At 52.7% G+C, this 22,349-nt stretch carries 17 protein-coding genes and 1 pseudogene; 1 reads left to right on the top strand and 17 read right to left on the bottom strand.

The annotated features are described in order from the left end of the window. Positions 1–15: 15 nt before the first annotated feature. Positions 16–904: pseudogene (locus HMPREF3173_RS23925) on the top strand (transposase). Between the two features lie 1,102 nt (positions 905–2,006). On the opposite strand, the gene HMPREF3173_RS11285 reads toward HMPREF3173_RS23925, so the two are convergent. The 17 genes from HMPREF3173_RS11285 to HMPREF3173_RS11205 form a co-directional block, all read right to left on the bottom strand. Then, on the bottom strand, positions 2,007–3,995 hold the full coding sequence (locus HMPREF3173_RS11285; RefSeq protein WP_070573162.1) for a polysaccharide biosynthesis protein: 1,989 nt from the start codon (positions 3,993–3,995) through the stop codon (positions 2,007–2,009). A gap of 91 nt (positions 3,996–4,086) precedes the next feature. Next, on the bottom strand, positions 4,087–5,106 hold the full coding sequence (locus HMPREF3173_RS11280) for an MraY family glycosyltransferase (protein WP_070573161.1): 1,020 nt from the start codon (positions 5,104–5,106) through the stop codon (positions 4,087–4,089). A 64-nt stretch (positions 5,107–5,170) separates the two neighbouring features. Beyond that, positions 5,171–6,118, bottom strand: coding sequence for an NAD-dependent epimerase/dehydratase family protein (locus HMPREF3173_RS11275; RefSeq protein WP_043206572.1), 948 nt, complete (start codon positions 6,116–6,118; stop codon positions 5,171–5,173). 8 nt (positions 6,119–6,126) lie between these two features. Beyond that, positions 6,127–7,368 carry a glycosyltransferase family 4 protein gene (locus HMPREF3173_RS11270; protein ID WP_070573157.1) on the bottom strand — a complete coding sequence of 414 codons (1,242 nt, stop codon included), beginning with the start codon at positions 7,366–7,368 and terminating at the stop codon, positions 6,127–6,129. 42 nt (positions 7,369–7,410) lie between these two features. Further along, entirely contained in the window at positions 7,411–8,475 is a 1,065-nt protein-coding gene (wecB, locus tag HMPREF3173_RS11265) for a non-hydrolyzing UDP-N-acetylglucosamine 2-epimerase (RefSeq protein ID WP_070573155.1), read from the bottom strand. 8 nt (positions 8,476–8,483) lie between these two features. Further along, complete coding sequence (locus HMPREF3173_RS11260; protein WP_043206576.1) at positions 8,484–9,593, bottom strand: glycosyltransferase family 4 protein; 1,110 nt, start codon at positions 9,591–9,593, stop codon at positions 8,484–8,486. 16 nt (positions 9,594–9,609) lie between these two features. Beyond that, positions 9,610–10,743 (bottom strand): N-acetyl sugar amidotransferase, encoded by a 1,134-nt coding sequence (locus tag HMPREF3173_RS11255; protein ID WP_043206577.1) that lies wholly within the window; start codon positions 10,741–10,743, stop codon positions 9,610–9,612. Between the two features lie 149 nt (positions 10,744–10,892). Further along, a complete protein-coding gene (locus tag HMPREF3173_RS11250) occupies positions 10,893–11,648 on the bottom strand; it encodes an AglZ/HisF2 family acetamidino modification protein (protein WP_043206578.1) in 756 nt (251 codons plus the stop codon). Further along, positions 11,648–12,256 (bottom strand): imidazole glycerol phosphate synthase subunit HisH, encoded by a 609-nt coding sequence (gene hisH, locus HMPREF3173_RS11245; RefSeq protein ID WP_070573153.1) that lies wholly within the window; start codon positions 12,254–12,256, stop codon positions 11,648–11,650. Before hisH ends, HMPREF3173_RS11250 begins: the two co-directional genes overlap by 1 nt. Continuing rightward, positions 12,253–13,488 carry an oligosaccharide flippase family protein gene (locus HMPREF3173_RS11240; RefSeq protein ID WP_070573150.1) on the bottom strand — a complete coding sequence of 412 codons (1,236 nt, stop codon included), beginning with the start codon at positions 13,486–13,488 and terminating at the stop codon, positions 12,253–12,255. The genes hisH and HMPREF3173_RS11240 overlap by 4 nt, the downstream gene beginning before the upstream one ends. After that, positions 13,485–14,801: a polymerase gene (locus tag HMPREF3173_RS11235; protein WP_139146841.1), complete on the bottom strand. Its 1,317-nt coding sequence runs from the start codon at positions 14,799–14,801 to the stop codon at positions 13,485–13,487. The genes HMPREF3173_RS11240 and HMPREF3173_RS11235 overlap by 4 nt, the downstream gene beginning before the upstream one ends. A 3-nt stretch (positions 14,802–14,804) precedes the next feature. Further along, entirely contained in the window at positions 14,805–15,887 is a 1,083-nt protein-coding gene (locus HMPREF3173_RS11230; RefSeq protein WP_043206581.1) for a DegT/DnrJ/EryC1/StrS family aminotransferase, read from the bottom strand. Position 15,888: 1 nt separating this feature from the next. Beyond that, the gene (gene wbpD / locus HMPREF3173_RS11225) at positions 15,889–16,464 is read right to left on the bottom strand and encodes a UDP-2-acetamido-3-amino-2,3-dideoxy-D-glucuronate N-acetyltransferase (RefSeq protein WP_043206582.1); all 576 of its coding nucleotides are present in this window, start codon (positions 16,462–16,464) and stop codon (positions 15,889–15,891) included. Beyond that, positions 16,461–18,353, bottom strand: a complete 1,893-nt coding sequence (locus tag HMPREF3173_RS11220; RefSeq protein WP_070573147.1) for an acyltransferase family protein — start codon at positions 18,351–18,353, stop codon at positions 16,461–16,463. Before HMPREF3173_RS11220 ends, wbpD begins: the two co-directional genes overlap by 4 nt. 68 nt (positions 18,354–18,421) lie before the next feature. Then, entirely contained in the window at positions 18,422–19,372 is a 951-nt protein-coding gene (gene wbpB / locus HMPREF3173_RS11215) for a UDP-N-acetyl-2-amino-2-deoxy-D-glucuronate oxidase (RefSeq protein ID WP_070573145.1), read from the bottom strand. 74 nt (positions 19,373–19,446) lie between these two features. Then, the gene (wbpA, locus tag HMPREF3173_RS11210; protein ID WP_070573142.1) at positions 19,447–20,757 is read right to left on the bottom strand and encodes a UDP-N-acetyl-D-glucosamine 6-dehydrogenase; all 1,311 of its coding nucleotides are present in this window, start codon (positions 20,755–20,757) and stop codon (positions 19,447–19,449) included. A 430-nt stretch (positions 20,758–21,187) separates the two neighbouring features. After that, positions 21,188–22,243 carry a Wzz/FepE/Etk N-terminal domain-containing protein gene (locus HMPREF3173_RS11205; RefSeq protein WP_070573139.1) on the bottom strand — a complete coding sequence of 352 codons (1,056 nt, stop codon included), beginning with the start codon at positions 22,241–22,243 and terminating at the stop codon, positions 21,188–21,190. Between the last annotated feature and the right edge of the window lie 106 nt (positions 22,244–22,349).

The raw sequence follows: 22,349 nt of genomic DNA, 5'->3' as shown, positions 1-22,349 counted from the left end.
CAAATAGGAGGTGCCATGAGTCGTCAGCGTTACCCCGAAGAATTCAAGATCGAAGCGGTCAAGCAAGTGACCTATAAAGGCAAACCTGTCGCCGAGGTCGCCCAGCGGCTGGGGATGTCCGTGCACAGCCTTTACGCCTGGATCAAGGTCTACAGCAAGCCCCAAGAGCAGCGTCAGCAAGACAGTGATCAGCAGGCCGAACTGCGCAAGCTGCGCGGTGAACTCAAGCGGGTGACGGAAGAGCGAGACATCTTAAAGAAGGCCGCCGCGTACTTTGCCAAGGAGTGCGGCTGAAGTACGCCGTCATCAAGAAACACTCGACGGATTACCCAGTGCGTCGCCTTTGCCAAACCCTCAGGTGCACCCCAGCGGCTACTACGCTTGGTTGGCCGAGCAGAAGATCACCGTCTGCTTGGCTTGATCAAGCAAGCCTGGTTAGAAAGCGGAGGTGTGTATGGCTATCGCAAGATTCACGATGATCTGCGAGAGCTGGAAGCTATCCGCTGCCTAAAGCGCTACATCGCACGGGAGGTCTACGGCATCATCCAGAGGCGAAATAGCATCATCAATCAAAGCGCAGTATCCACTTGACACTTAGAAGGGCGTCCAAGGCAGTCAGTTCATTAGCTCAGATTGGCAAAGCTTCCTGAAGGCCAACAATGTGATCAGCAGCATGAGCCGACGGGGAAACTGCCACGACAATGCCGTAGCCGAGAGCTTTTTCCAGCTTTTGAAGCGGGAGCGAATCCGACGAAAGATCTACGCAACGCGTGACGAAGCCCGAAGTGATATTTTCGATTACATTGAGATGTTCTATAACCCTAAACGCCGACACAGCAGTGCTATGCAGCTGTCTCCAGTAGAGTATGAGAAACGCTATTTTCTGAGCTCGGAGAGTGTCTAGAAAACCAGGGGCGATTCAAGGATTATCTCAGGAGGCTCAGTTGAAGAACGGACAAAAACCAAGAAATCGCGCACCATCATGCTAAACAGCAGAGCAATTGGTGCACTTGAGTCATAAAAACTTTAAGCAGGAACGATCGAAAAGAAAGATAAAAATGGCGCACGATTCGCCGTTTGTATTCCAGCCATCTAGCGCTGCGGAATATATAAAATGGCCTACAGTCCCGGGCCACCATTTCAAAGTCGCGCTAAAAGCTCTTGGGCTACCAGACCGCCCCCAGTACAACTGCAGGCACACCTATGCAACCATGTGCCTCATGGCTGGTATGGCGCCCGCTTTCATCGCTGGTCAGCTTGGCCACAATGTCCAGATACTTTTATCTACGTACGCAAAATGGATTGGCTCCTCAGGGGGCTGGGGGGAACTGGCCAAGCTTGAGACTCGTATAATTGGTACAGAATAGGTACAAGCTATTTTAGGGCGTCCCGCAAGCCTCTGTGAATGGCGCCTTACGCGTCGTTTTTGTACAGTATCATTGAAACTGCTCAATTCAGAGCTATGGCTGCGCTCACAGGCGACGAAGCATATAAAGAACCCGCACAGCGACGAGCCAACGTATTTAAGAATGCCTATCCGCTCCATCTTGTAAAAATGCCGACAGGATTGCAGATCCAATTTTCGATGATAGGTGCGCCTAATGCATACTGGACAGACACTTACCCTGTCACCGTCAATTAAGTGCTGAGCAAGTTGCGTTCATAATCCACACGACCAGAGACTCACAGCTTGGTATTATTCTGAAAGGAGGAGATGAAACTAGGGCTTCGAGTTACTACCCGATTCTTAAAGCAGGATGTGACAATATTGTCATATTCAATAAGCTAGGCTTCAACAATGGCGCAGAGTTAGACAAACATATCGCGAAAATTATGTTTAGATTCTACACCAAACCTAACACCGCCGAATTCGAGGTAAAGGTAAAAGAAGCATCTGTAATACGAAACACAACCAACCTCGAAAACTTCTTGAAATGAAACGAAGACGCTCATTTCCCTCAGCAATAAAAAATCCGCCATCCTTGGGATGGCGGATTCCTTATCCCTTATTCGAGCCGCCGTTGTTGATAGACCCAGTCAACGATATCTCCATCCGGGTTATATCCACTCACTGTCTCACGCAAAATCTGCCTCACACGCCCAAAGTCTTCATTTGACAAAGCTGCAAGCAGCGAATCCAATTTACTCTTTAGAACTTCCCAGCTGATGAAGTCTTCTGCAGCCCTCATGATCATTGGGTGCGGAGTGGCGGTAACATTATCGCCAATCAACAGCTCTTCATAAAGTTTTTCACCTGGACGCAAACCGGTGAACTCAATCGCGATGTCACCGTGCGGGTTCTTTTCAGACCTTACACTAAGCCCAGACAGATGAATCATTTTCTCCGCAAGCCTGGCGATCATCACAGGCTCGCCCATGTCCAGCACGAATACATCCCCCCCCTGCCCCATGGACCCAGCCTGGATGACAAGCTGAGCCGCTTCGGGAATGGTCATGAAATAACGGGTGATATTCGGGTGCGTGACGGTGAGTGGCCCACCTGCCTTAATTTGCTTGTGAAACAGCGGAATTACAGAGCCAGAAGACCCCAAGACATTACCAAAGCGCACCATAGTGAAACGCGTCTTATTGACACTGGCTACATTGAGCGCATTTCCATAGAGGACTGGCGCGACTTCACGGCTCAGCGCTTGGAGGACAAGTTCCGAAAAACGTTTCGTACTCCCCATCACATTAGTGGGGCGCACAGCCTTGTCGGTAGAAATTAGCACAAAATTCTCAACATTCGCTTGCAGCGAAGCTTGGGCCGTACACAACGTCCCCATGACATTATTGATAATACCTTCGGCAATATTGTGTTCCACCATGGGAACATGCTTATAGGCTGCGGCATGGTAGACCGTATTGACGTGCCACATGCACATCAGATCGTAAAGTTGCTTCTGGTTGCGCACCGACCCCAGGAACGGTAATACCCGTATCGGCAAGGCTTCGCGGTTAACGCGCTGCTCAAGCTCACTCAGGATACTGTAGAGATTGAATTCACTGTGCTCGAACAATAGCAAGGTGCGGGGGTGCAACGATAGAATCTGCCGGCATAACTCAGAGCCGATCGAACCGCCCGCACCTGTAACCATTACCACTTGACCGGTGATGCAGCGGGCCAATAGCTCACTTTGTGCCGGCACGGCATCGCGCCCCAACAGGTCGGCAATGTCAACTTCCTGGATATCATCCACCTTGACTCGACCGCTAGCCAAGTCCATGAAACCAGGCACGCTGCGAACATGGAGTGGAAAGTTTTCAAGATACCCAAGCACTTCTCTACGACGGGCACGACTGGCCGAGGGGATTGCCAGCAGAATTTCATCTGCTCCGGTGAGATCAATCATCCGTTGCACATCATTGCCACGAAAGACCTGCAATCCAGAAATCACACGGTCAACCAAACTTTCATCATCATCGATGAACGCCACTGGCTGCATCATTCGCCCCATGCGCAACGCCACCGCCAATTGGTTGCCAGCAGCACCCGCACCATAGATGGCCACTTTTGGTAGTCCGTTATCACGATTGGTGAACGGTACGTGCTGAGTTGCAGCAAACCAATCACCGAGAAAATACTGGCGCATTATCAACCTTAACCCGCCGAGCAAGACGAGGCTGAGCCACCAATAATTGAAGATGATTGAGCGTGGCACAACAATTTTGTGATTGCTGTACCAATACACGATTAATGCTAGGACGAGCGCTGACAGACTCACGGCCTTAAAAATGACAATGAGTGCATCGTTACCAAAGTAGCGCATGACCGCTCTGTACATGCCAAAGCGAACAAAAATCGGGATCGCAATGATAGGCGCAACAGCAAACAACCATAAATGGGTGAACACGGGGTTGATCTCTTCGATGCCGAGCCTGACGACAAATGCCAGCCACATCGCGATCCAGACCAGGAAGACGTCGGTGACCACCTGTATCGCCCTCTTATAGCGACGCGGCAGTGACAACATCCGTGATCTCAATTTATCCATTGCCCGACTCAACCTCACATGAACATTTCACTCGTCCCCGTCCTAGCGTGGCGGGAGAATTAATTTTGTCACTTTACAGCAAGCACGCGCATTAGGGCTTTTCCACAGTACCTGCCTTGTAGACAACCGCCAAAAGGCAAAGTGGCACATAGGCAATCAAGATGCCAAACAATCCGCTCATCCACCCCAGCGCTACCGCAACGGCCAGCGGTAGCAACCATAGGGTGTTGATGGCCAGGACACCTAGCGTAACCGGCAAATGGCGACCGTAACGACGCGAAGCGAACTGGTATCCGTGACTGCGGTGTGCCTCATAGACTTTTTCACCCCGACCCAATCGACGGATCAAGGTGTAGGTAGCATCCACCACAAAGACTCCGAGCAGTATCAGCCAGCTCCAGAACAACGACGGGCCAGACCAGGCAGCCTGTAGCGCCAGAGCGGCAATGATCACACCCAGAAAGCCGCTCCCGGCATCCCCCATGAAAATACGCGCAGGAGGGAAGTTCCAGATCAGGAATCCGGCTACCGAAAAGGCCAACAATAATGGAATACCTGCCAGCATCGCATGGCCTGTCAGCCAATAGACCAAGGCACCTCCCCCACACACGCCGATGGCCTCGACACTGGCGATGCCGTCAATCCCATCCATGAAGTTATAGAGATTCAGCATCCAGACAAGGTACAGCAACGCCAGAATATGGCCCAGCCATCCCAATTCGACGGTGTGGCCAAACATGTCAACGGGAGGAAAGCCACCGGTCCAGAACAAAATCCATACCGCAGCCGAGAAATGCCCAAGTAACCGCCAACGTGCGGCGATATGCCCGTGGTCATCCAAAAAACCGAGTAGTGCCACACCTGCGCCAGCCCCCAACAAGGCTACGCCCCAGCCGTCAGCAATCCCGCCGGTAGAAAGCATCCACACCAATGCCGCCAGAAAAGCCAGCACAATCGCCACACCTCCTCCCCTTGGAGTGGGTTGCGTATGGGAGCTACGGGCATTCGGCACGTCTATCAGCTTGCTCGCCAGTGCATAGCGACGCAACGCCCAGGTCGCAACGAACGAAAACGACAAGACCACCAGGCAGGCAATCGTCCAGATCATCATCAGAATGGAAACCTTTGTTCAAATTCGGCGCATTTACCAGTCAGGTATTTCGATGCACCGGCAGTCATCCGCGAGCCTTTTGGCGGGAGATGTATTCACGGCCAGCTTTTCGCAAACCTTCGAGAGTGTTTTCGCTGGACTGCCAGCCAAGCAAACGATATGCCTTGGAGGCATCGACCTGCAAAGAGCCACAGAGTTGTTCATACATTGCAGCTTTGCCCAACATGAGTAGTGCGAGCCTAAGCAACCCCACCGGGAAGGCAAACAGAAGTGGGCGCTTGCCCATGCCCTCTCTCAGAGCCATTATCATCTGCGCTGTGGAAACATCCTCCCCATCAGCGACCAAGAACAACTCACCTGCGGCGCGGGGGTGTTCAGCGCACAGGACGAGAAAATCAACAATATTCCTACGGGAAATCAGACTCCGTGCATTGTTGACGGTGCTCAGCGGCAACGGTAGACCACTCGCAACAAGCTTCAGTAGACGGCCGAAGTTACCAGGAGCATTGTCGGCGTAGATCAGAGGTGGCCGGACAATAACAAGCTCCATACCCTTGCCCTCGAGCAACGCCATCAACTCTTGTTCCGCTTCATATTTTGAAACCGCATAGGGGGCATGCGGCCTAGCCGGCGAATCCTCGATGAAGGCCTGCTGAGAAGTGCTGTTACCGTTTACACCAATAGAACTGACAAACACAAAACGCTTTACCCCGGCGTCAAGTGCACGGCAGGCCAATCGAATGGTCGCGTCTCGGTTGACCTCACGGAACGCCGTTAGCGGGTCAGCAGCCGTGTCATCCAGCATATGCGCGCGCCCGGCCAGATGAATGATGCACTCCACGGCCGGAAAGCCATCGACAAATGCTGTGGGATCGGAAAGATCGGTTTCAATATACGTAACTTCGGGCAATCGTTCTTCGATCCGCCGCACAACTGCAACCACGCCATGACCGGCTCTCACTAGTTCACGACACAAGGCCGAACCCACGAACCCAGAAGCCCCGGTAATCATGATTTTTTTCATTCGGGCCTTCCACTGCCAAGCCCCTGCACGACCTTGCGCGCTAGCTTCTCATAGGTGTAGTGCCCCAGCACCGCATCATGCCCCCTACGCCCCATCGCCCGGCGCTCATCCGCGCTCAGCGGCAAGAGGCAAGATATAGCAGCTGCAATATCTTCTGCAGAATCCGGGTCGGCAGAAACACCGCAGTCATAGTCCCCCACCGGATCATTTCCAGCTTTGCAGGCAAAAATGACGGGTAAGCCGACCAGCATGTAATCCCACAATTTGTTGGGACTGACGCCAAAGCGAAAGATCGGTTCAGACTTGAGAGAGATGTAACCCGCCGACGCCAGCTTGAGAGCAGCCATCACCACTTCCTTGGGTTGCTGCTCGAAAAACTCCACCAAGCCGCTGGCGTCCTGCGAGGCAATTGCCTTTAACTGCTCTTTGCGCTCGCCCTTGCCCACCAAGATGATCCTGACATCAGCCTCACGCTCGGCCAGCAACTTGGCGGAACGCACCAACCCCTCGAGTGCGTTGGGTTCGCCGTGGGCGCCCGCATAGATCACGACGAAGGTACCTTGTGCCCTAAGTGATTTCACATGCTGAACGAAACCACTCTCGTGCACGGCCAGATCAGGCTGGGCGTCACTGCTGTCTACACCATTCGGGACCCACATGAACTTACCAGCCGCAAGCCCTTTGCTAGCCATATGAGGCTCAGCGCAGGGTAGTAGGCTGATGACTTTGTCAGCCCGAGCATAAGCGAACCGCTCGATCCAGCCGGTAACGCGCACCAAGGGGTTGCTGGCTTTCAGCCCGCCCAACTCAATCAGGCTCAAGGGCCAGATATCGCGCACCTCGAATACGAATTTCGCCCGGAGCAGTCGAGCGGCCAACCAGCAACTGACTACGCCAAATGGATGGGGCGAGGAGTAGATAATCGCGTCCGGACGCCCCCGTTTGAACGCCTGACCGATGCAAAATGGCAACAGCATCACGGCAAACATCAGCATCGACAACATTCGGCCCAAACCATTCCCCAGATAGCGCAAGGTCGGCACATAGACGTACTCGGTCCCATTCACGTCTGCTGTCCCAGTGCGCTTTTCATCCGGCTCAAGTAGATGGTGATAACCGGCGGAGATGACCACCGAACGGTGCCCCGCTTTATTCCAGAATTTGGAGAAATAATACGGTCGCCAGTAACGACCGACTCCAGGGCCACCAGCGTAGGGATGCACATACCAGACGTTCATGAAACTCGATAAACCTTGTGTGGGTATTCAGGGTGCGAAGCGTTACAGTTTGGCCAAGTACTCCGCAATCCGGCCTGCCGCCTGACCACCGCCATACAGTTGGCCATCGTCCTGCACCTGCTTGCCCAGACTTGCGCTGGCTGCGTCAACGATCTTGTCGCGGTCCGCTCCCACCAGAATATTCGCGCCACAGGTTACCAGTTCGACCCATTCAGTCTGGTCACGCATCGTGACGCAAGGCTTACCAAAGAAGAAGGCTTCTTTCTGAACCCCGCCGCTGTCGGTGAGCACCAGACCAGCGCGCTGAAGCAGCCAGATCATTTCCAGGTAACCGACAGGGTCGATTACTTGGACCTCCAGCTTGAGCCCTAGACGCTCGATGACCCCTCGGGTACGCGGGTGCAAAGGTAGAATGACAGGGGCTGCATTGCGCTGCAGTAAGTTCAATGCTTCCACGATCGAGGTGAGACGGGCAGGGTCGTCAGTATTTTCCGCACGATGCAAAGTCGCAAGAATGAAACCGTCCTCAACGGAAATCCCCGACGGGGCAGTAGCACGCTGAGCAAAAAACAGGGCGCTGTCCTGCATCACATCGCCAACATTCAGGATTTTTACCGGCTTGTGCTCGAAACCTTCACTTTTGAGGTTATCGATAGCCACTTGGGTCGGGCAGAACAGAATGTCGCTGACCTGATCGGTGAGGATACGGTTAATCTCTTCAGGCATACGCATGTTGAAGCTGCGCAGCCCCGCTTCGATGTGTGCAGTCGGCACATGCAGCTTGGACGCAGCCAACGCACCCGCTAACGTGGAGTTGGTGTCGCCATAGACCAGCACGCGATCAGGCTGTTCTTTCAAGATGACGTTTTCGATTTCCATCAGCATCCGACCGGTCATCTGCCCGTGGGTGCCGCCATGGATGTCCAATTGGTAGTTGGGTTTCGGAATACCAAGCTGCTCAAAAAAGATATCCGACATGTTGGCATCGAAATGCTGGCCGGTATGCACAATGACCTCTGTCAGTGCAGGCTGCTGCATAATTGCCTTGGAAACCACGCTTGCCTTGATGAACTGAGGGCGTGCACCGATGATGGTTAGGACTTTCATTCAAAATCTCACTTGTTCAGTAGCTCGGTATAGAACTGCAGTAGCTTGCGCCCTTCTAGATCCCAGTTATAGCGCTCGTTCACAGCGCGCTGACCATTACGGCCCAAGGCTGCGGCTTCCTCTGGGTGAGAAACAAGGTAGTCAATCGCCTCTGCAATGGCTGTCGGCTGCAACGGGTCAACACAAAGCCCGCAATTACTACCCTCGATGATTTCCCGCCAAAGGGGGAAGTTCGAAGCGATGACCGGAATACCCGACGACATATACTCGAACATCTTGTTTGGTTGGGCATCTATGTGGTTAGGCAACGGATGAAACGTCACCAAACCGGCCAAAGAACTACCCAACACGTCCCGAACCTCTTCGCGGTCCAACTGCCCATGCTCGTTGACTGCCTGCCAACCCCTAAGTGTTTTCGCTTCGCGTTCAACGTCAGGCTCAGAAAATCGGCCGACAAGGTTCAACCTCGCGCCGGTCTTCACCAACGCCAAACTGTTGATCACCTCACGAATGCCACGAATGGACGTTATACCGCCCACATAACAAACTTCGTTTTTTTTGTGGGTCCAAGGCACCATCGCATCCAACTCCCCCAACATCGGGAAATTATTGACATCCAAGACATTTTTATTAATATTCTTAAATTTGTCTCGAATATGCGGTGTCGCAGTGAGGATCGCATCCAGCTTTCGGCAAGCATATTTCTCATAGCCTGAAAACACGCCCGCCACAATTCGCCTCGCCAGAGGGTGCAAATACGGCTTACTCAGCAATTGCTTGGGCACATCTTCATGGGAGTCGAAGATCACTTTCTTGCCATGCTTTTTCAACCTGACACCGACAGGTATCAACTCAGGATCATGCAGCTGATAGATATCGGCCTGCAAGGCCAGCGCACGATCATGGACTTTACGAGTAGTCTTGAAGATCCGATTCAAACGACCAGATAGTTTGCCGACGTCAATAATACGCACGCCGTCCTTGACCTCGTCACCCTTTCCATCAGCCACGATCAAGCACACCTCGTGCCCCGCCTGGGCCAATGTCCTGCATTGCTTGCGGAAAATACGAATATCGTAGCGCGAGTGAACCGATGTGAGGTGAGCAATTTTAGACATGCCTGTTCCTTATCCGTCAGGAATAGACATTGATACGACGCCCCAACAGGCGCTGCACCAGCAGTTGAATTTTCTTTGCGCCCTGCTGCCGCGAGTCCCAATTTGCAAAGTCGGAATACTCGTGAATCGGCGCCTTCATCAAAGCCTCGAACTGCGCCTGTGTAATACGCATTTTTTTGCAGAAGTACTCGATATCCAGTTGAAGCTCAGCCGGATCATAAAGAGGTTCTGCAAGCTTATGTTGGGCTTCGTCTCGAGTCATCTGCCCAGAAAGAATCATGCTAGAGTAGTGGAGTTTGCGCTTATCATAACCAAACTTGGTAGGCAGATAATAATTCTGGAATAACTTGGTAAAAATAGACTCTCCATGCTTACGCGCATAGGACCGATAGCCTATTGTTTCCTGCAGGTAGGCTTCAGCCTTGGCCTTATCATAGTTCATGAAGTTCAAGGGCCGAACCGTGCGCATGCCTTTGACGAACGGGTACCAGAAGTAGTATTCAAAAAAGCTGATAGTCTTATAGTCTTTCAGCGGCCGCTCACCATACTTCTTATGAATGGCTTTCAGATTGATCGCATCCATCGCACTGCCGTGCCATGTATCTGGAAACACCGCTTCAGTTGCGAGATTTCCGCCACTAAGAATATATTTGATATTATTCTTGACCGCAAAATGATACATACTTGCAAAGAAGGCATGATCCTGCGGCACATCTTGGTTAGCGACGGCCGCTTTCATGTAAGCAAGTTGTAAGTCACGAACTTCTTCCCAGTTCATCACATGCGTGTGCAGGTCATAACCGCAGTGCTTGATGATTTTTTCGATGTTGCTAACAGCCAGTTCACTGTTCCAACCTGCATCCACATGCACCACCAATGGACGCAGCCCCAAGTCTTTGACTTTCACAGCAAGATAGGAACTGTCCACACCGCCGCTAAGACCAATGATACAGTCGTAGTCTTTGCCAGCACCTTCATTCTTAATCTGATCGACAATCTTCTGCAGGCGCTGTTCACCACTGCCATCGGAGAACAATTGCTTGGACTGGACGTTGTCAAATTTATGGCAGTGATTGCACACTCCCGCATCATCGAACACGATTTCAGCGTCAGATGTATCCATGACACAGCGCGAACAAACCTTCACCACTCCCAACCTCCTGAAACGTTCTCATCGGCCTGTCTGTTGAGGTACCTCACCAGCAGACCTGAATTTTGTTGTCAATCAAGGCAGCGGCCCGCCCCAAAGCAAGGGGCTCTCCAGTCCACGAGACTGCCTTTCAGAAATTTCAAATGCGCTTACCCGGCATTCAACTTGTTGATGTCCGGGTAACTGATCAGTACGGCACGATGCTTGCCGTGGAACACAAAAAGACTACCTGCGGCCACAGCCGAAACGCCGGTACGGTCAAAAAGGTCGGTCAGATCGGCCATAGAGCCTGCGCCACCGCAAGCGATGACAGGCACGTGTACTTGCGAGACAACGCTTTCGACCAGTGCGGTGTCAAAGCCCTTCTGCGTGCCGTCTCGATCTACCGAGTTCAGGAAAATTTCGCCAACACCTGCCGCCTCAAGCGCCTGCGCCCAGTCCACCGGGGAGCGCTTGGTATCTTTCATTCCGTTGTCGGAGTATACAGAATAACCGCCCCAGAATCCCTTACGACAATCCATGGACCCAACGACACTCTGTGAGCCGAATTTGTCGGCAATCTGCCGGATGAGCGCCAAGTTGGCGAAAGCCGCTGTATTGATTGAAATTTTCTCGATACCTAGCTTGAAAATTCGCTCGGCATGGTCGAGGGTCTTGATCCCGCCCCCGTAGCAAATAGGCATGAAACACTCACCCGCCACCTCCGCGATCAGCTCGTAGTTCGGCTCACGGTTGAGCCGGGAGGCCTCGATATCGAGCAGCACCAACTCATCAACTTCCTTTTCGTTGAAGATGCGTATGGCGTTGATGGGGTCACCCACATACTTGGGGTCTTTGAACTTCACGGTCTTGACCAGACCGCGATCTTGGATTAACAAACAGGGAATAACGCGTTTCCTGACCATTAGACCAGCTCCACGAAATTCTTAAATAGCTGCATGCCAAATTTGTGACTTTTTTCCGGGTGAAACTGAAAACCGAAAATGTTTTCCTTGACTACCGCCGCCGCAAATTGCTGATCGTAGTTTGAGGTCAGCAAAATATTCTCCACCTGCCGAGGCACCATATAATAACTATGGACGAAGTAGAACCGACTCATTTGGTCTATACCGGTCAGAATGGGGTGCTGCCGCTGCGGCGTGACTTCGTTCCAACCCATATGGGGCACTTTACGGCCCTCTCGCTTCTCGAAAAGAACTACATCCATATCGATCCAGCCAAGACCAGGCTCTTGTCCTTCTTCGGAGCCATTGCCCAGCATCTGGCTACCCAAGCATACCCCCATCACGGGCTTGCCCTTGTCTAACGCCTGTTCGTTAAGCACCTCCACCAAGCCGCTGTTCCGCAGTGTCTGCATACCAGCATCGAAAGCTCCAACACCCGGCAGAATGAGTTTGTCTGCCTGTTGAATGTCTTCCGGACTGCTGGAAGCCTTGGCATTCGCGCCCACGCGCTTCAGCATGTTCAGGACCGAAGCAATGTTCCCCACACCATAATCAACAACAACAATCACTTGACATCTCCCTTGGCGCAGTGGAAGGACATCCAGAAATAAATGAAATACATAGCGGCATAGCCCACTGAGTAGAGCCACAACACCGCATCCACGGTCACTGGCAATGTAAAGCAGGCGACTGTCAACACCAACAAAGCCAACTGCCAGAACAAATCCAGATTCTGACGTTGGGCAATATAAATCGTATAACTGAGTGGGCTAACAACAAAGCGCATGTAAAAAAGTGGGATCATCAATACGGCGTAACGCCCCGACTCTGCCCAAGCCTCACCAAATATAAAACCAAACGCCCACTCACCCACAAACCAGAATGCAATGAAGGGAGGTAGCGCCAGCAACGCCAGCAATTTGAACGTTTTCAAGAAAACGCTTCGGCAACTCCCAGTATCCCGAAAGTCCCGAGCGGCCTGTTCTTTGAACACATCAAGGACTGAGGCAGCCAAAAGCGAGATCGGCGCCCCCATGATCTTGAGCGTCAAGGCAAACCAGCCCGCACTCTCGCCGCCGAATTTTGTCGCCAATAGAACGACCGGAATTTGGCTTGCGACTGTATTGATCAGATCGGCAGGCAAGGAAAATTTCGGGAAGTTCATAAACTGTACCGCCACTTGGCGAACGGCTCGAGACGGCGTGGCGGCACAGGCAACGAACAACGGCTTGCCCACCCAGAATGCGGCCAAGACAGTGGCCACCAGCACACCCCATAATTGGCCGTAGATCAGCCCCGAAACTCCCTCTACGAGATAAGCAGCTGAAACCTGGCCAATGGCAATGCAAGCAGCAAGACTTACGCGCGCGCCCCCTAATCTATTGAAGGCCTGCTGAAAGGTGAGCAATGACAGGACCAACTTGTTTGCACCCAACCCCAGGGAAACCAGCGCCAGCGCCAACCAGAACTCACCGACCACGCCAGGCATCGAGGACACGAACTGCTCGGCCAGGACAACCCCCACAGCGACTACGACCGACACTACCAAAATGAGCTGCAGCACTAGCTTCACCACGGCATGGAATTCGTCATTGCCTCGTGTGGAAAAGATTGCCAGTTCATATCGCCCGGTGACCATGACAGCAAAGATGGTGGCGAACGAAAGCCATACGCTAAATGCCCCCATTTCCGCTGGAGAGTAGAGCCGGACCAACAACAGTGTGACACCAATAGTGATCAATTGGGCACCCAGCGTACCTGCCAGCACACGCACAACTCGATTGATGAATACCGCGCTCATGGCACTCTCTTCAATGACAGCTTGAATGGGAAGGAGATGAGCACCAAGAACATCAACATCACGAATACTCCCGACCCCAAAAGCACAGTCAACAACGATTGTTCAAGGATTTTCGTCGTAAATAGCAAGGCAACCGGAATGGCCATGAACGCCCGGTATCGTGAAAAAAGGAAGTTCATGAGTATGACGATGGCCGCCACCACCAACGACTCCACCCAAACACCCAGATAACCCGCCTGCATGTAAGCAATCGCAAAAAAATTCACATTCGCATTCATGCTAGGATTATTATAAATCTCGCTCCCCAACCGAAACGTCAATGTTTCCGCACGCCCCTGGCCAAAGAAGACCCCCAGCAACGTATCACTGTAATAATTGGAGCCGAACTGCGTCACAAATTGATCCACCGCGCCTAACAAAGTAGAAGGCACGATAAACGCGCGCCGCAACAGGTAGTCATTCAGGTACGAATATCCTAATACCTCATGCTCCAACGCCCCCATCAGCAACAAGGCGAGTAATGCACCGACGATCCAAGAAACACTGACCCGACCAAATTTCCGAAAATACATCATTAGGCCGTAGATCAGAATGAGCACGATAAACGGATACTTCTGCCCAAAAGCCCCCCACAACACCAACGCGTTGAGCACACCCAGAGCGACATAAAGCCATTTCCGTTTGTAGACCCCCCAGGCGAAGAGCACAGGAAAGAAAGCCTGAGTACCGATTGAAGACAAGTAGCCATTGACGGAGCCTGCAGCAAACACCTCTCGCGCAACCGCGCGACGAAGATATTGCCCAGCATAATCGAGCGAAAAATAGCCGGCGCTTTTTAAGAAAATAAATGTCAATACGGCCAGATTGAGCACCGATAGCAGTATCAATACTCTACGACCCTGGTTCTCACGCTGCCCATCACTGCGGGGCAAAAACCTGATCTTGTTGGCGGTGCCAATGAGCAAAATGCCCAAGGCCACCGCCAACGGTACGCCCGACCACGGTTGGGCATCGGGCGAAAATTGATTGGCTCCATTGAGTACAAGTGCGTGTGGTACCAACACCACGATCAACAAAGTCACCAATAGGTCACCCGGTCTACGGATGTCACCACCGCATAACACTGCGCAGATAAACGCCAGCACAAGCAGGTATGGATACAGCCCGAAATTGGCAGTCTTCTTTGCCGCTCCCATATACTCATAGAGAAAAAATATGTAACTATTATTCACCCACACTACCGCAGAGAAGTAGGCGAATAATAATATGGTATTCAGCAGGACAGACCTGTCGATCCGAGCAAGTATATACATGCGTCAGTTCGTCAACGCAGCACAAATGGTATCGATGGACGCCTCATCCAGATAAGGGTGCATAGGCAGACTCATCACGCGAGTGGCAATCTGATCGCCAACCGGCAACATGCAGGTTTCATCCGCAACTGCGGGCTGCTTGTTGAGAGGGATCGGATAATGAACGGCAGTCGGTACACCTGCTGCTTGCAGGCGCTTCTGAACGGCATCTCGCTCGTCCACTTGCACGGTGTATTGAGCGTACGCACTGACGTTGCCAGCTTCGATGAAGGGCGTGCTATCGACCCCCGCCTGCTTGAGCACTGCGTCGTACCACCCCGCCACCTGCTGACGCAGGGCAATTTCCTCTTCGAAAATCTCCAGCTTCGGCAACAAGATAGCCGCCTGCAGCGTATCCAGACGACTGTTCACCCCTACTCGAATATGGTGGTAACGTCGGTCTTGGCCATGACGCGCAATTTGACGGAGAACAGTGGCCAGCGCCTCGTCATTAGTGAAAATCGCGCCACCGTCACCGTAGCAACCTAATGGCTTACTGGGGAAAAAGCTTGTGCAGGCGATGGTGGTGAGATTGCACGAGCGCTTGTCTTTATAGGACGCACCAAAGCTCTGCGCAGCATCCTCAATGACCGGAATGCCGTATTTGGAGGCGATTGCATTGATGGCATCGAAGTCCGCGCATTGGCCATACAACGAAACCGGAATGATCGCTTTGGTCCGCGGCGTAATGGCCGCTTCAAGCAGCTTCGGATCAAGATTGTAGGTGCGAGGGTCGACGTCTACGTAAACCGGCTTAGCCCCCAACAATGCGACCGTCTCGGCCGTTGCGATGTAGGTGAAACCTGGCGTAATGACTTCATCCCCTGGGCCGATACCCAAGGCCATCTGTGCAATCTGTAGGGCATCAGTGCCATTTGCACAACTGATGCAGTATTTGGCGCCTACAAAAGCAGCGAGGCGCTCCTCGAGCACTTGTACCTCCGGCCCCAGAATGTACTGACCATGGCTCAGTACCCGTTGAATACCGGCGTCGATCTTATCCTTGATGCGCGCCTGCTGACACTTCAGGTCAATGAACTCAATCATCTCAAACACCTACCTTGTCCAAGTTACTTCCATTCAACACGTAGCGCGCGCCTGTATGAGAACAGACAGCCTCACCCTGATCGCTCATTTGCAGTTGTTCACCGAACTCACTCATCCACCCAATCTGACGGGCAGGGACCCCTACCATCAGCGCATAAGCCGGCACATCCTTGTTGATGACTGCCCCGGCACCCACAAAGGCGTACTCACCGATGGTCACACCGCAGACGATGGTGCAGTTGGCACCTAGTGTCGCGCCTTTTTTCACCAACGTATCGCGGTATTGGTCCTTGCGCTCAATAAGTGAACGGGGATTGTAGACATTGGTAAACACCATGCTCGGTCCACAGAAAACCCCCTCTTCCAAGGTTACGTTGTCATAGACCGAAACATTGTTCTGAACTTTGCAGCGATCGCCGATCACGACCTTGTTGCCGACAAAGACATTCTGGCCGAGCGAAACACCTGCGCCGATACGGGCACCGGCACAAACATGGACAAAGTGCCAGACACGGGAGTTTTCACCGATTTGCGCGCCCTCATCGACGATGGCGCTCGGGTGCTGGTAGTAATTCATGGCTTCAGACTCACACTGGACTGAGGTTGGTCGAATGCACGTTGCAACTGCCCAGCCGCAAAGTGCCCATATCGCGTTGCCCCCACTTCATTGAGGTGGTGACTATCGCGATATATAAGCAAACCTTGCTGATAGGGTGCCGCGGCGAAAAAGGAGCTGTCGGAAAAGTCCAAGTAGCGCACACCTGGCGTGCGGTTGACGATGCTCTTGACTTGCTGATTGGCAGACTGCCATTCACGATTGAGTGTCAACGGTGCAGGCAACCCGATTTCAGTGAAACGTCGGACTCGCTGGACATCCGTCTCGAACATCGGCACCTGAGCTAGCACTACAATCTGTTTATGGGCGTTTGCAATGTCCTGGAGAAAATCAGCAAGGGCTTTGGCAAATACCGGACTCTGCATCTGGTACTGCCACATACCCGCGATAATCACCCGGTCGACCTTTGGTAACTCACGCGCTACCGCTTCGATTTGGGCACGACAAGGTTTTTGAGCCCACCCCGGCAGTCGCTCCAGATCAAATCCTGGAATCGGTACACAGCTACTGGCCGTCAGCACGCGGTACGCCACGCCCTGCTCTTGACCAACCTGGTCGAAGAAGTAATTCAGTTGGGCTGCGTGACTGTCACCGAGCACCAGGACAGAAACCTCTGCTTGCGGTTTGCCCCTCTTGCATTCCCCGACCTGCGTACCATGACAAATCAGCTCGGGAGGCGCATAACGCGTCAACTCAACGGGCAGAGGCGCCACGAGCGAGGCGTTCACACGCGGCCCACCCCAGACCATCAACACCATCAACGCCAAAGCCAGGCCCCATCCGGGTACTTGCCGCAGCATGCCGGTGGCGTTTCTCGCCGGTGTTTCTATGAAACGATAGGAAAGCCACGACAATAGGAAAGCGCTTGCCACAAACGTCAACAGCCACGCTGGCGTAAGCTCGTACTGCCCCGTGTAATAGCGGATAAAGGCGAGAATCGGCCAATGCCACAAGTACAACGAATAGGAAATTCCACCGACCCAGACCATAGGCTTGGTGGCCAACAATGAATTAACAGGGCCGCGCCGTGCCGCAATTAGCAGCCCGGCGCCAACACAGGGCACGGCGGCCCAGAAGCCTGGAAAGTGTTGATTATCGATGGCCACAAATGCCCAGATCAGCAGGATCGCCCCTCCCAAACCGAACACCCTGGCAAGCACAATTGGAAGCTCGCGCTGGCGCATCAGCAAGGCAACGGCAGCACCGACCATGAACTCTGGCGTTCGCGTCACTAGAGAAAAATACTGGGCAGCATGTGTACCGCCGAACGAATCGTAGGCGCTCCAGCCGAACAGCCCCACTGCCAACAAAGCAAATGCCGCGAGATGAAACCGCTTTGGGACACATACGAGCATCAGCGGGAAAAACAGATAAAACTGCATTTCAATAGCTAACGACCACGTATGCAGCAGGGGCAATTCATCAGCGCGCGGTGCGAAATAGCTGCCAAAATCAGCGAAATAGTGATTGCTGAAAAATAGCGCTGAGGACTTCAGGCTTTCCTGGAAGAAAGAAAAGTCCGCCGGCAGGAACAGGACCGCTGACAACGCGCACACCACGACCATCATCATGAAGTACGCTGGGAAAATGCGCTTGATACGACTGATATAGAACGCCGCGAGATCGATTTTCTCGCTCCTTTCGGTCAATAACGCCGTAATGATGAAGCCTGAAATGACAAAAAATACGTCAACACCAACGAAGCCGGCCTTCAGCCAGCCGCTATTGGCGTGATAGAGCAACACTGCGAGTACTGCAACGGCGCGCAAGCCCTGGACGTCGAGCCGGATTCTGTGCTCTGGCCGCTGCGCTCCGACATCTTTCGACTTTTGAGAATTTTCGTTAGACACGCTGGCTTGCGATCCTGCTTAATACCTTGAGAACGGGTGACTGAAAGCCACCCGTGTACATCATCCTGTCAGCAGTAAAGTGCCTTGACGAAGGGATGGGCTTCGTTGTCCGCAGCCGTGACAATAGCTGCACTGCGAATGGTGTTAACAGTCTCGACGCAATGGCGAGCATCTTCAATGCCATAGCCTCGACCAGCTAGGATTTCTTCATAGCTAGTGGTGTGCAAATCGGTGAAACCTTCGGAGAACTCCATCTCCTCTCCGTTCACAGTGATCGAACGGTAGGTCGGTTTCTTGCCCTTCACCGACTCAGGCAGATCGTTGGCATCCACCGACAGGAACCAGCGCACGCGCGCGTTCTCATATTCCAGGTAGCCAGCAGCCTTGTGTTCGGAAGTGAAGTGCACGACGTTACGCTGCAGCTTGCCGAAAATGAAATGCAGCATGTCATAGAAGTGGACGCCGATGTTGGTTGCTACGCCGAACGACTTGCGCGGGTCGCCTTTCCAGCTCTGCAGATACCACTTTCCGCGCGACGTAATATAAGTCAGATCAACTTCGTACTTATGCGGATTGTTTTCCCGGGCTACTTTATCTTTCAAAGCGAGGATCGCCTGGTGATGACGCAACTGCAGGATGTTATACAGGCGCTTACCAGTTTCCTGCTCAACACGTGCCAGCTCGTCCAACTGCTGAGGCGTCGGCACCAACGGTTTTTCGCAAATGACATCGCACCCCAGGCGCAGCCCTGCGGCGATATGAGGGTGATGCAGATAGTTTGGCGAGCAGATCGACACATAATCCAGCGCGGTCGCCGCATCACGCTTGAGACCATAGGCGTGATCAAGGAAGAACTCAAACTCAGTAAAGAATTCGCTCTGCGGCGAAATGCTGTCAATAATGCCGACCGAGTCATTGATATCGTAAGCGGAGACCAAACGGTTACCGGTATCCTTAATGGCGCGCATATGCCGAGGAGCGATATAGCCGGCAGCACCGATAAGAGCAAAATTTTTCATAGGGATTCCTTTGAAACGGATAAATCCGCTCAGCCCTGACGGGCATGAGCGGATCAGTTTGCTGGCGATGCCGATCAGGCTTTGATGATGTGCGAAGCCGGAGCGCGATACTTACCACGGCTGTCAATGATCAGCTTGGCCTTCGCCTCGATCAGGGAATAGTCAAATTTGTCGTGATCGGTAGCCAAAACGACAGCGTCGAAGCTAGCCAGGTTTTCGGCCGTCAACGGCTCGCTGCTCAGCTCGAAGTGGTGCTCACGCATCTTAGGGAAGATTGGTACATGCGGATCGCTGTAGGCCACCACGCCCCCCTTGGCCTCGATGAGCTCCATGATCTCGACAGAAGGCGACTCACGCATATCGTCGACGTTCTTCTTATAGGCAATGCCCAACACTAGCACTCGACTACCTTTGAGCGCTTTACCGGACTCATTCAAACCATCCATCAGCTTGCCCAACACGTACTCAGGCATGGCCTGGTTGACTTCACCGGACAATTCGATGAAGCGGGTATGCAGGCCATACTCACGTGCCTTCCACGTCAGATAGAAAGGGTCAATCGGGATGCAGTGACCACCCAAACCTGGGCCTGGGTAATAGGGCGTAAAGCCAAAGGGTTTTGTAGCTGCAGCATCGACCACTTCGAAGATATCGATGCCCATGCGGTCAGCGACGATTTTCATCTCGTTGACCAAACCGATGTTGACCGCACGATGGATATTCTCCAACAACTTGGTCATCTCTGCGGCCTTGGTCGAGCTGACCGGCACGACGCGATCAATGGCCTGCTCGTAGAGCGCGATGCCGACCTCAAGGCATTGAGGGGTATGACCGCCAATCACTTTCGGAATGGTACGAGTTTCGAAATTAGGATTGCCCGGATCTTCACGCTCCGGCGAGTAGACCAGGAAGATGTCCTGCCCAACGACCAGGCCACGCTCTTGAACTCGAGGCAGCAATTCCTCTTCGGTGGTGCCTGGGTACGTCGTACTTTCCAGCGATACCACCTGTCCGGCGCGCAGATAAGGCTTCAGCGCGTCAGTGGTATTGATGACAAAACTCATGTCCGGCTCGCGATACTTGTTCAGCGGCGTAGGCACGCAAAGGATCAAGGCATCACATTCGCTGACACGCGTAAAATCGACAGTGGCCTCGAAGCCCGTTTCACGTGCTTTGGCGATGCTGGCTGCTGGGATGTGCTCAATATAGCTCTCCCCAGCATTCAGTTTGCCGACCTTGACCTCATCAATGTCAATACCCAGCACGTTGAAACCAATAGCGTTATATCGCAGCATCAGTGGCAAGCCGACATAGCCGAGCCCTACGATACCAATCAAGGCCTCTCGGCGTTTGAACTTCGTTACCACTGCATTCATATCTGTCATGCTTCCCAACTCACCTTGAATTTTCCTGCCCGTCTCCACAACCGCTATAACGGGTATTCGAACCTATCGATTCATTCGTCAGACGAGCGAATCCTTTCCGCCGCACCGCCTGCCCATCACAGGGTGCCGCATAATCAAAAAAGCGCCCACCAAACTCCGGTCGAAAAGCTACCTACCGGTGCCGAAATGAACGTCCAATCATAGGGGGTAAGGCTTCAGCGATCCATCAGATATTTTCAGAATCATCTCAAGGATTGAGATCAGCCAGCACCCTTAGAATCTACCGATATTGCGCCGAAAAGAGGGAATCTGCGACGTTTAAGCTTGCAGCCCTTCTTGAGCAAGCTCCCTCTCTGTTGCGCGCCATTCGTCGCCCAGGCAACAGCATTCGGCGTTGCCGTTATGACGAAATACAACGCCGTGGACCGATCTAGTCTCGCCGCACTCGTGCCTGCCAAAGATGGGTAATCAAAGCCAATAACCCACCCAGCAATACACCGAAAATCGCTCCCAGGGCCACAATCATCGGCTTGTTGGGCTTAACCGGTCGATCGGGAGATTCCAATGCACCATCTTGGCGATACACTTGAACAACAGTCGGTTCAACTAGCAAGGAGCGATAGAAATTTAAAGACTCCTGCTTCTCACGCAGTTTTTCAATAAACGGATCATCAGAAGTACGACTGCGCAGATTTTTGATCTCTGCCTCCAGCGCGTTGGCACCCCGCATATAGGTCAACGGTCCATCCATATCCGCGGATACCTCGCTGGAAGGCCCATAAGAAATGATCGGCGGTTTTTCCAATCCCACAGAGCGCGCAACCCTGAGCGCCTCTGTCAACTTTACAATTCTATCCTCCCGTTGTTTTCGCGCACTTTCACGGGACGCCCTTATCAACTGTTCAAGATTATCTGCCTTGACCATCGCATCCGCACGAGCATCCTTAATAATCTCGGCCTTGGCCTGATCACCCGCCATTTCCACATAACGGGCAACCCATTCTGAGGCCTGCCGCGGGTCTGAAAGTTGCGCCATTACGAAAAAGCGATCCGGCACATCCTTGCTAACCACGCCCAGTGTCAGAATTTTCTTAAACTGGTTGTACAGCGTATCTTGAGAGCCGCTCCGCCGCTCTTCGCTCAAACTAGGGATATAGTACTTACGAAAAAACTCCCTGCGCAGCGATTCCGATTGAAGCGTACGTGAGTAGATGCCTGAAACATCCTTTATTGTGAACGGTTTTAGCTCGCTTTTCCCACCACGCCCATAATTGAGTGGTGCAATATCATTTTGAGACGGAGCCTGCACAAAAACCTTGGCTTCATAAATTGGGGTCGCCAGCAGAACATACGCCAGTGCCATTACTGTCACTACAACTGCCACTACAATGATCAGTAGCTTTTTCTTCCACAACCCCTCGATCAACTCGAACAGATCAATCTCATCCTCAGCTTCACCACTCAGGCGCTCACGTTCACTGCGCATTTATTCTATTTTTCCTCTGATCCGTCTTGGCTATCGCACATTCCTAGGCCAGGCGACAAGCATACCGGCCGCCCGCTTCACGCGTGGTGACAATTTACCAGTATGC

The sequence above is a fragment of the Pseudomonas sp. HMSC08G10 genome, assembly GCF_001808425.1.
Taxonomy (GTDB): Bacteria; Pseudomonadota; Gammaproteobacteria; order Pseudomonadales; family Pseudomonadaceae; genus Aquipseudomonas; species Aquipseudomonas guariconensis.
Note: the sequence above shows the minus strand (reverse complement) of the source record. Positions and strands in the feature narration are given on the sequence as shown.

Excerpts from the sequence above, each read along its gene's own strand:
- HMPREF3173_RS11285 (WP_070573162.1), bottom strand. The coding sequence starts at position 3,995 with ATGGATAAATTGAGATCACGGATGTTGTCACTGCCGCGTCGCTATAAG.
- HMPREF3173_RS11280 (WP_070573161.1), bottom strand. The coding sequence starts at position 5,106 with ATGATGATCTGGACGATTGCCTGCCTGGTGGTCTTGTCGTTTTCGTTC.
- HMPREF3173_RS11275 (WP_043206572.1), bottom strand. The coding sequence starts at position 6,118 with ATGATTACCGGGGCTTCTGGGTTCGTGGGTTCGGCCTTGTGTCGTGAA.
- HMPREF3173_RS11270 (WP_070573157.1), bottom strand. The coding sequence starts at position 7,368 with ATGAACGTCTGGTATGTGCATCCCTACGCTGGTGGCCCTGGAGTCGGT.
- wecB (WP_070573155.1), bottom strand. The coding sequence starts at position 8,475 with ATGAAAGTCCTAACCATCATCGGTGCACGCCCTCAGTTCATCAAGGCA.
- HMPREF3173_RS11260 (WP_043206576.1), bottom strand. The coding sequence starts at position 9,593 with ATGTCTAAAATTGCTCACCTCACATCGGTTCACTCGCGCTACGATATT.
- HMPREF3173_RS11250 (WP_043206578.1), bottom strand. The coding sequence starts at position 11,648 with ATGGTCAGGAAACGCGTTATTCCCTGTTTGTTAATCCAAGATCGCGGT.
- HMPREF3173_RS11240 (WP_070573150.1), bottom strand. The coding sequence starts at position 13,488 with ATGAGCGCGGTATTCATCAATCGAGTTGTGCGTGTGCTGGCAGGTACG.
- HMPREF3173_RS11235 (WP_139146841.1), bottom strand. The coding sequence starts at position 14,801 with ATGTATATACTTGCTCGGATCGACAGGTCTGTCCTGCTGAATACCATA.
- HMPREF3173_RS11230 (WP_043206581.1), bottom strand. The coding sequence starts at position 15,887 with ATGATTGAGTTCATTGACCTGAAGTGTCAGCAGGCGCGCATCAAGGAT.
- wbpD (WP_043206582.1), bottom strand. The coding sequence starts at position 16,464 with ATGAATTACTACCAGCACCCGAGCGCCATCGTCGATGAGGGCGCGCAA.
- wbpB (WP_070573145.1), bottom strand. The coding sequence starts at position 19,372 with ATGAAAAATTTTGCTCTTATCGGTGCTGCCGGCTATATCGCTCCTCGG.
- wbpA (WP_070573142.1), bottom strand. The coding sequence starts at position 20,757 with ATGACAGATATGAATGCAGTGGTAACGAAGTTCAAACGCCGAGAGGCC.
- HMPREF3173_RS11205 (WP_070573139.1), bottom strand. The coding sequence starts at position 22,243 with ATGCGCAGTGAACGTGAGCGCCTGAGTGGTGAAGCTGAGGATGAGATT.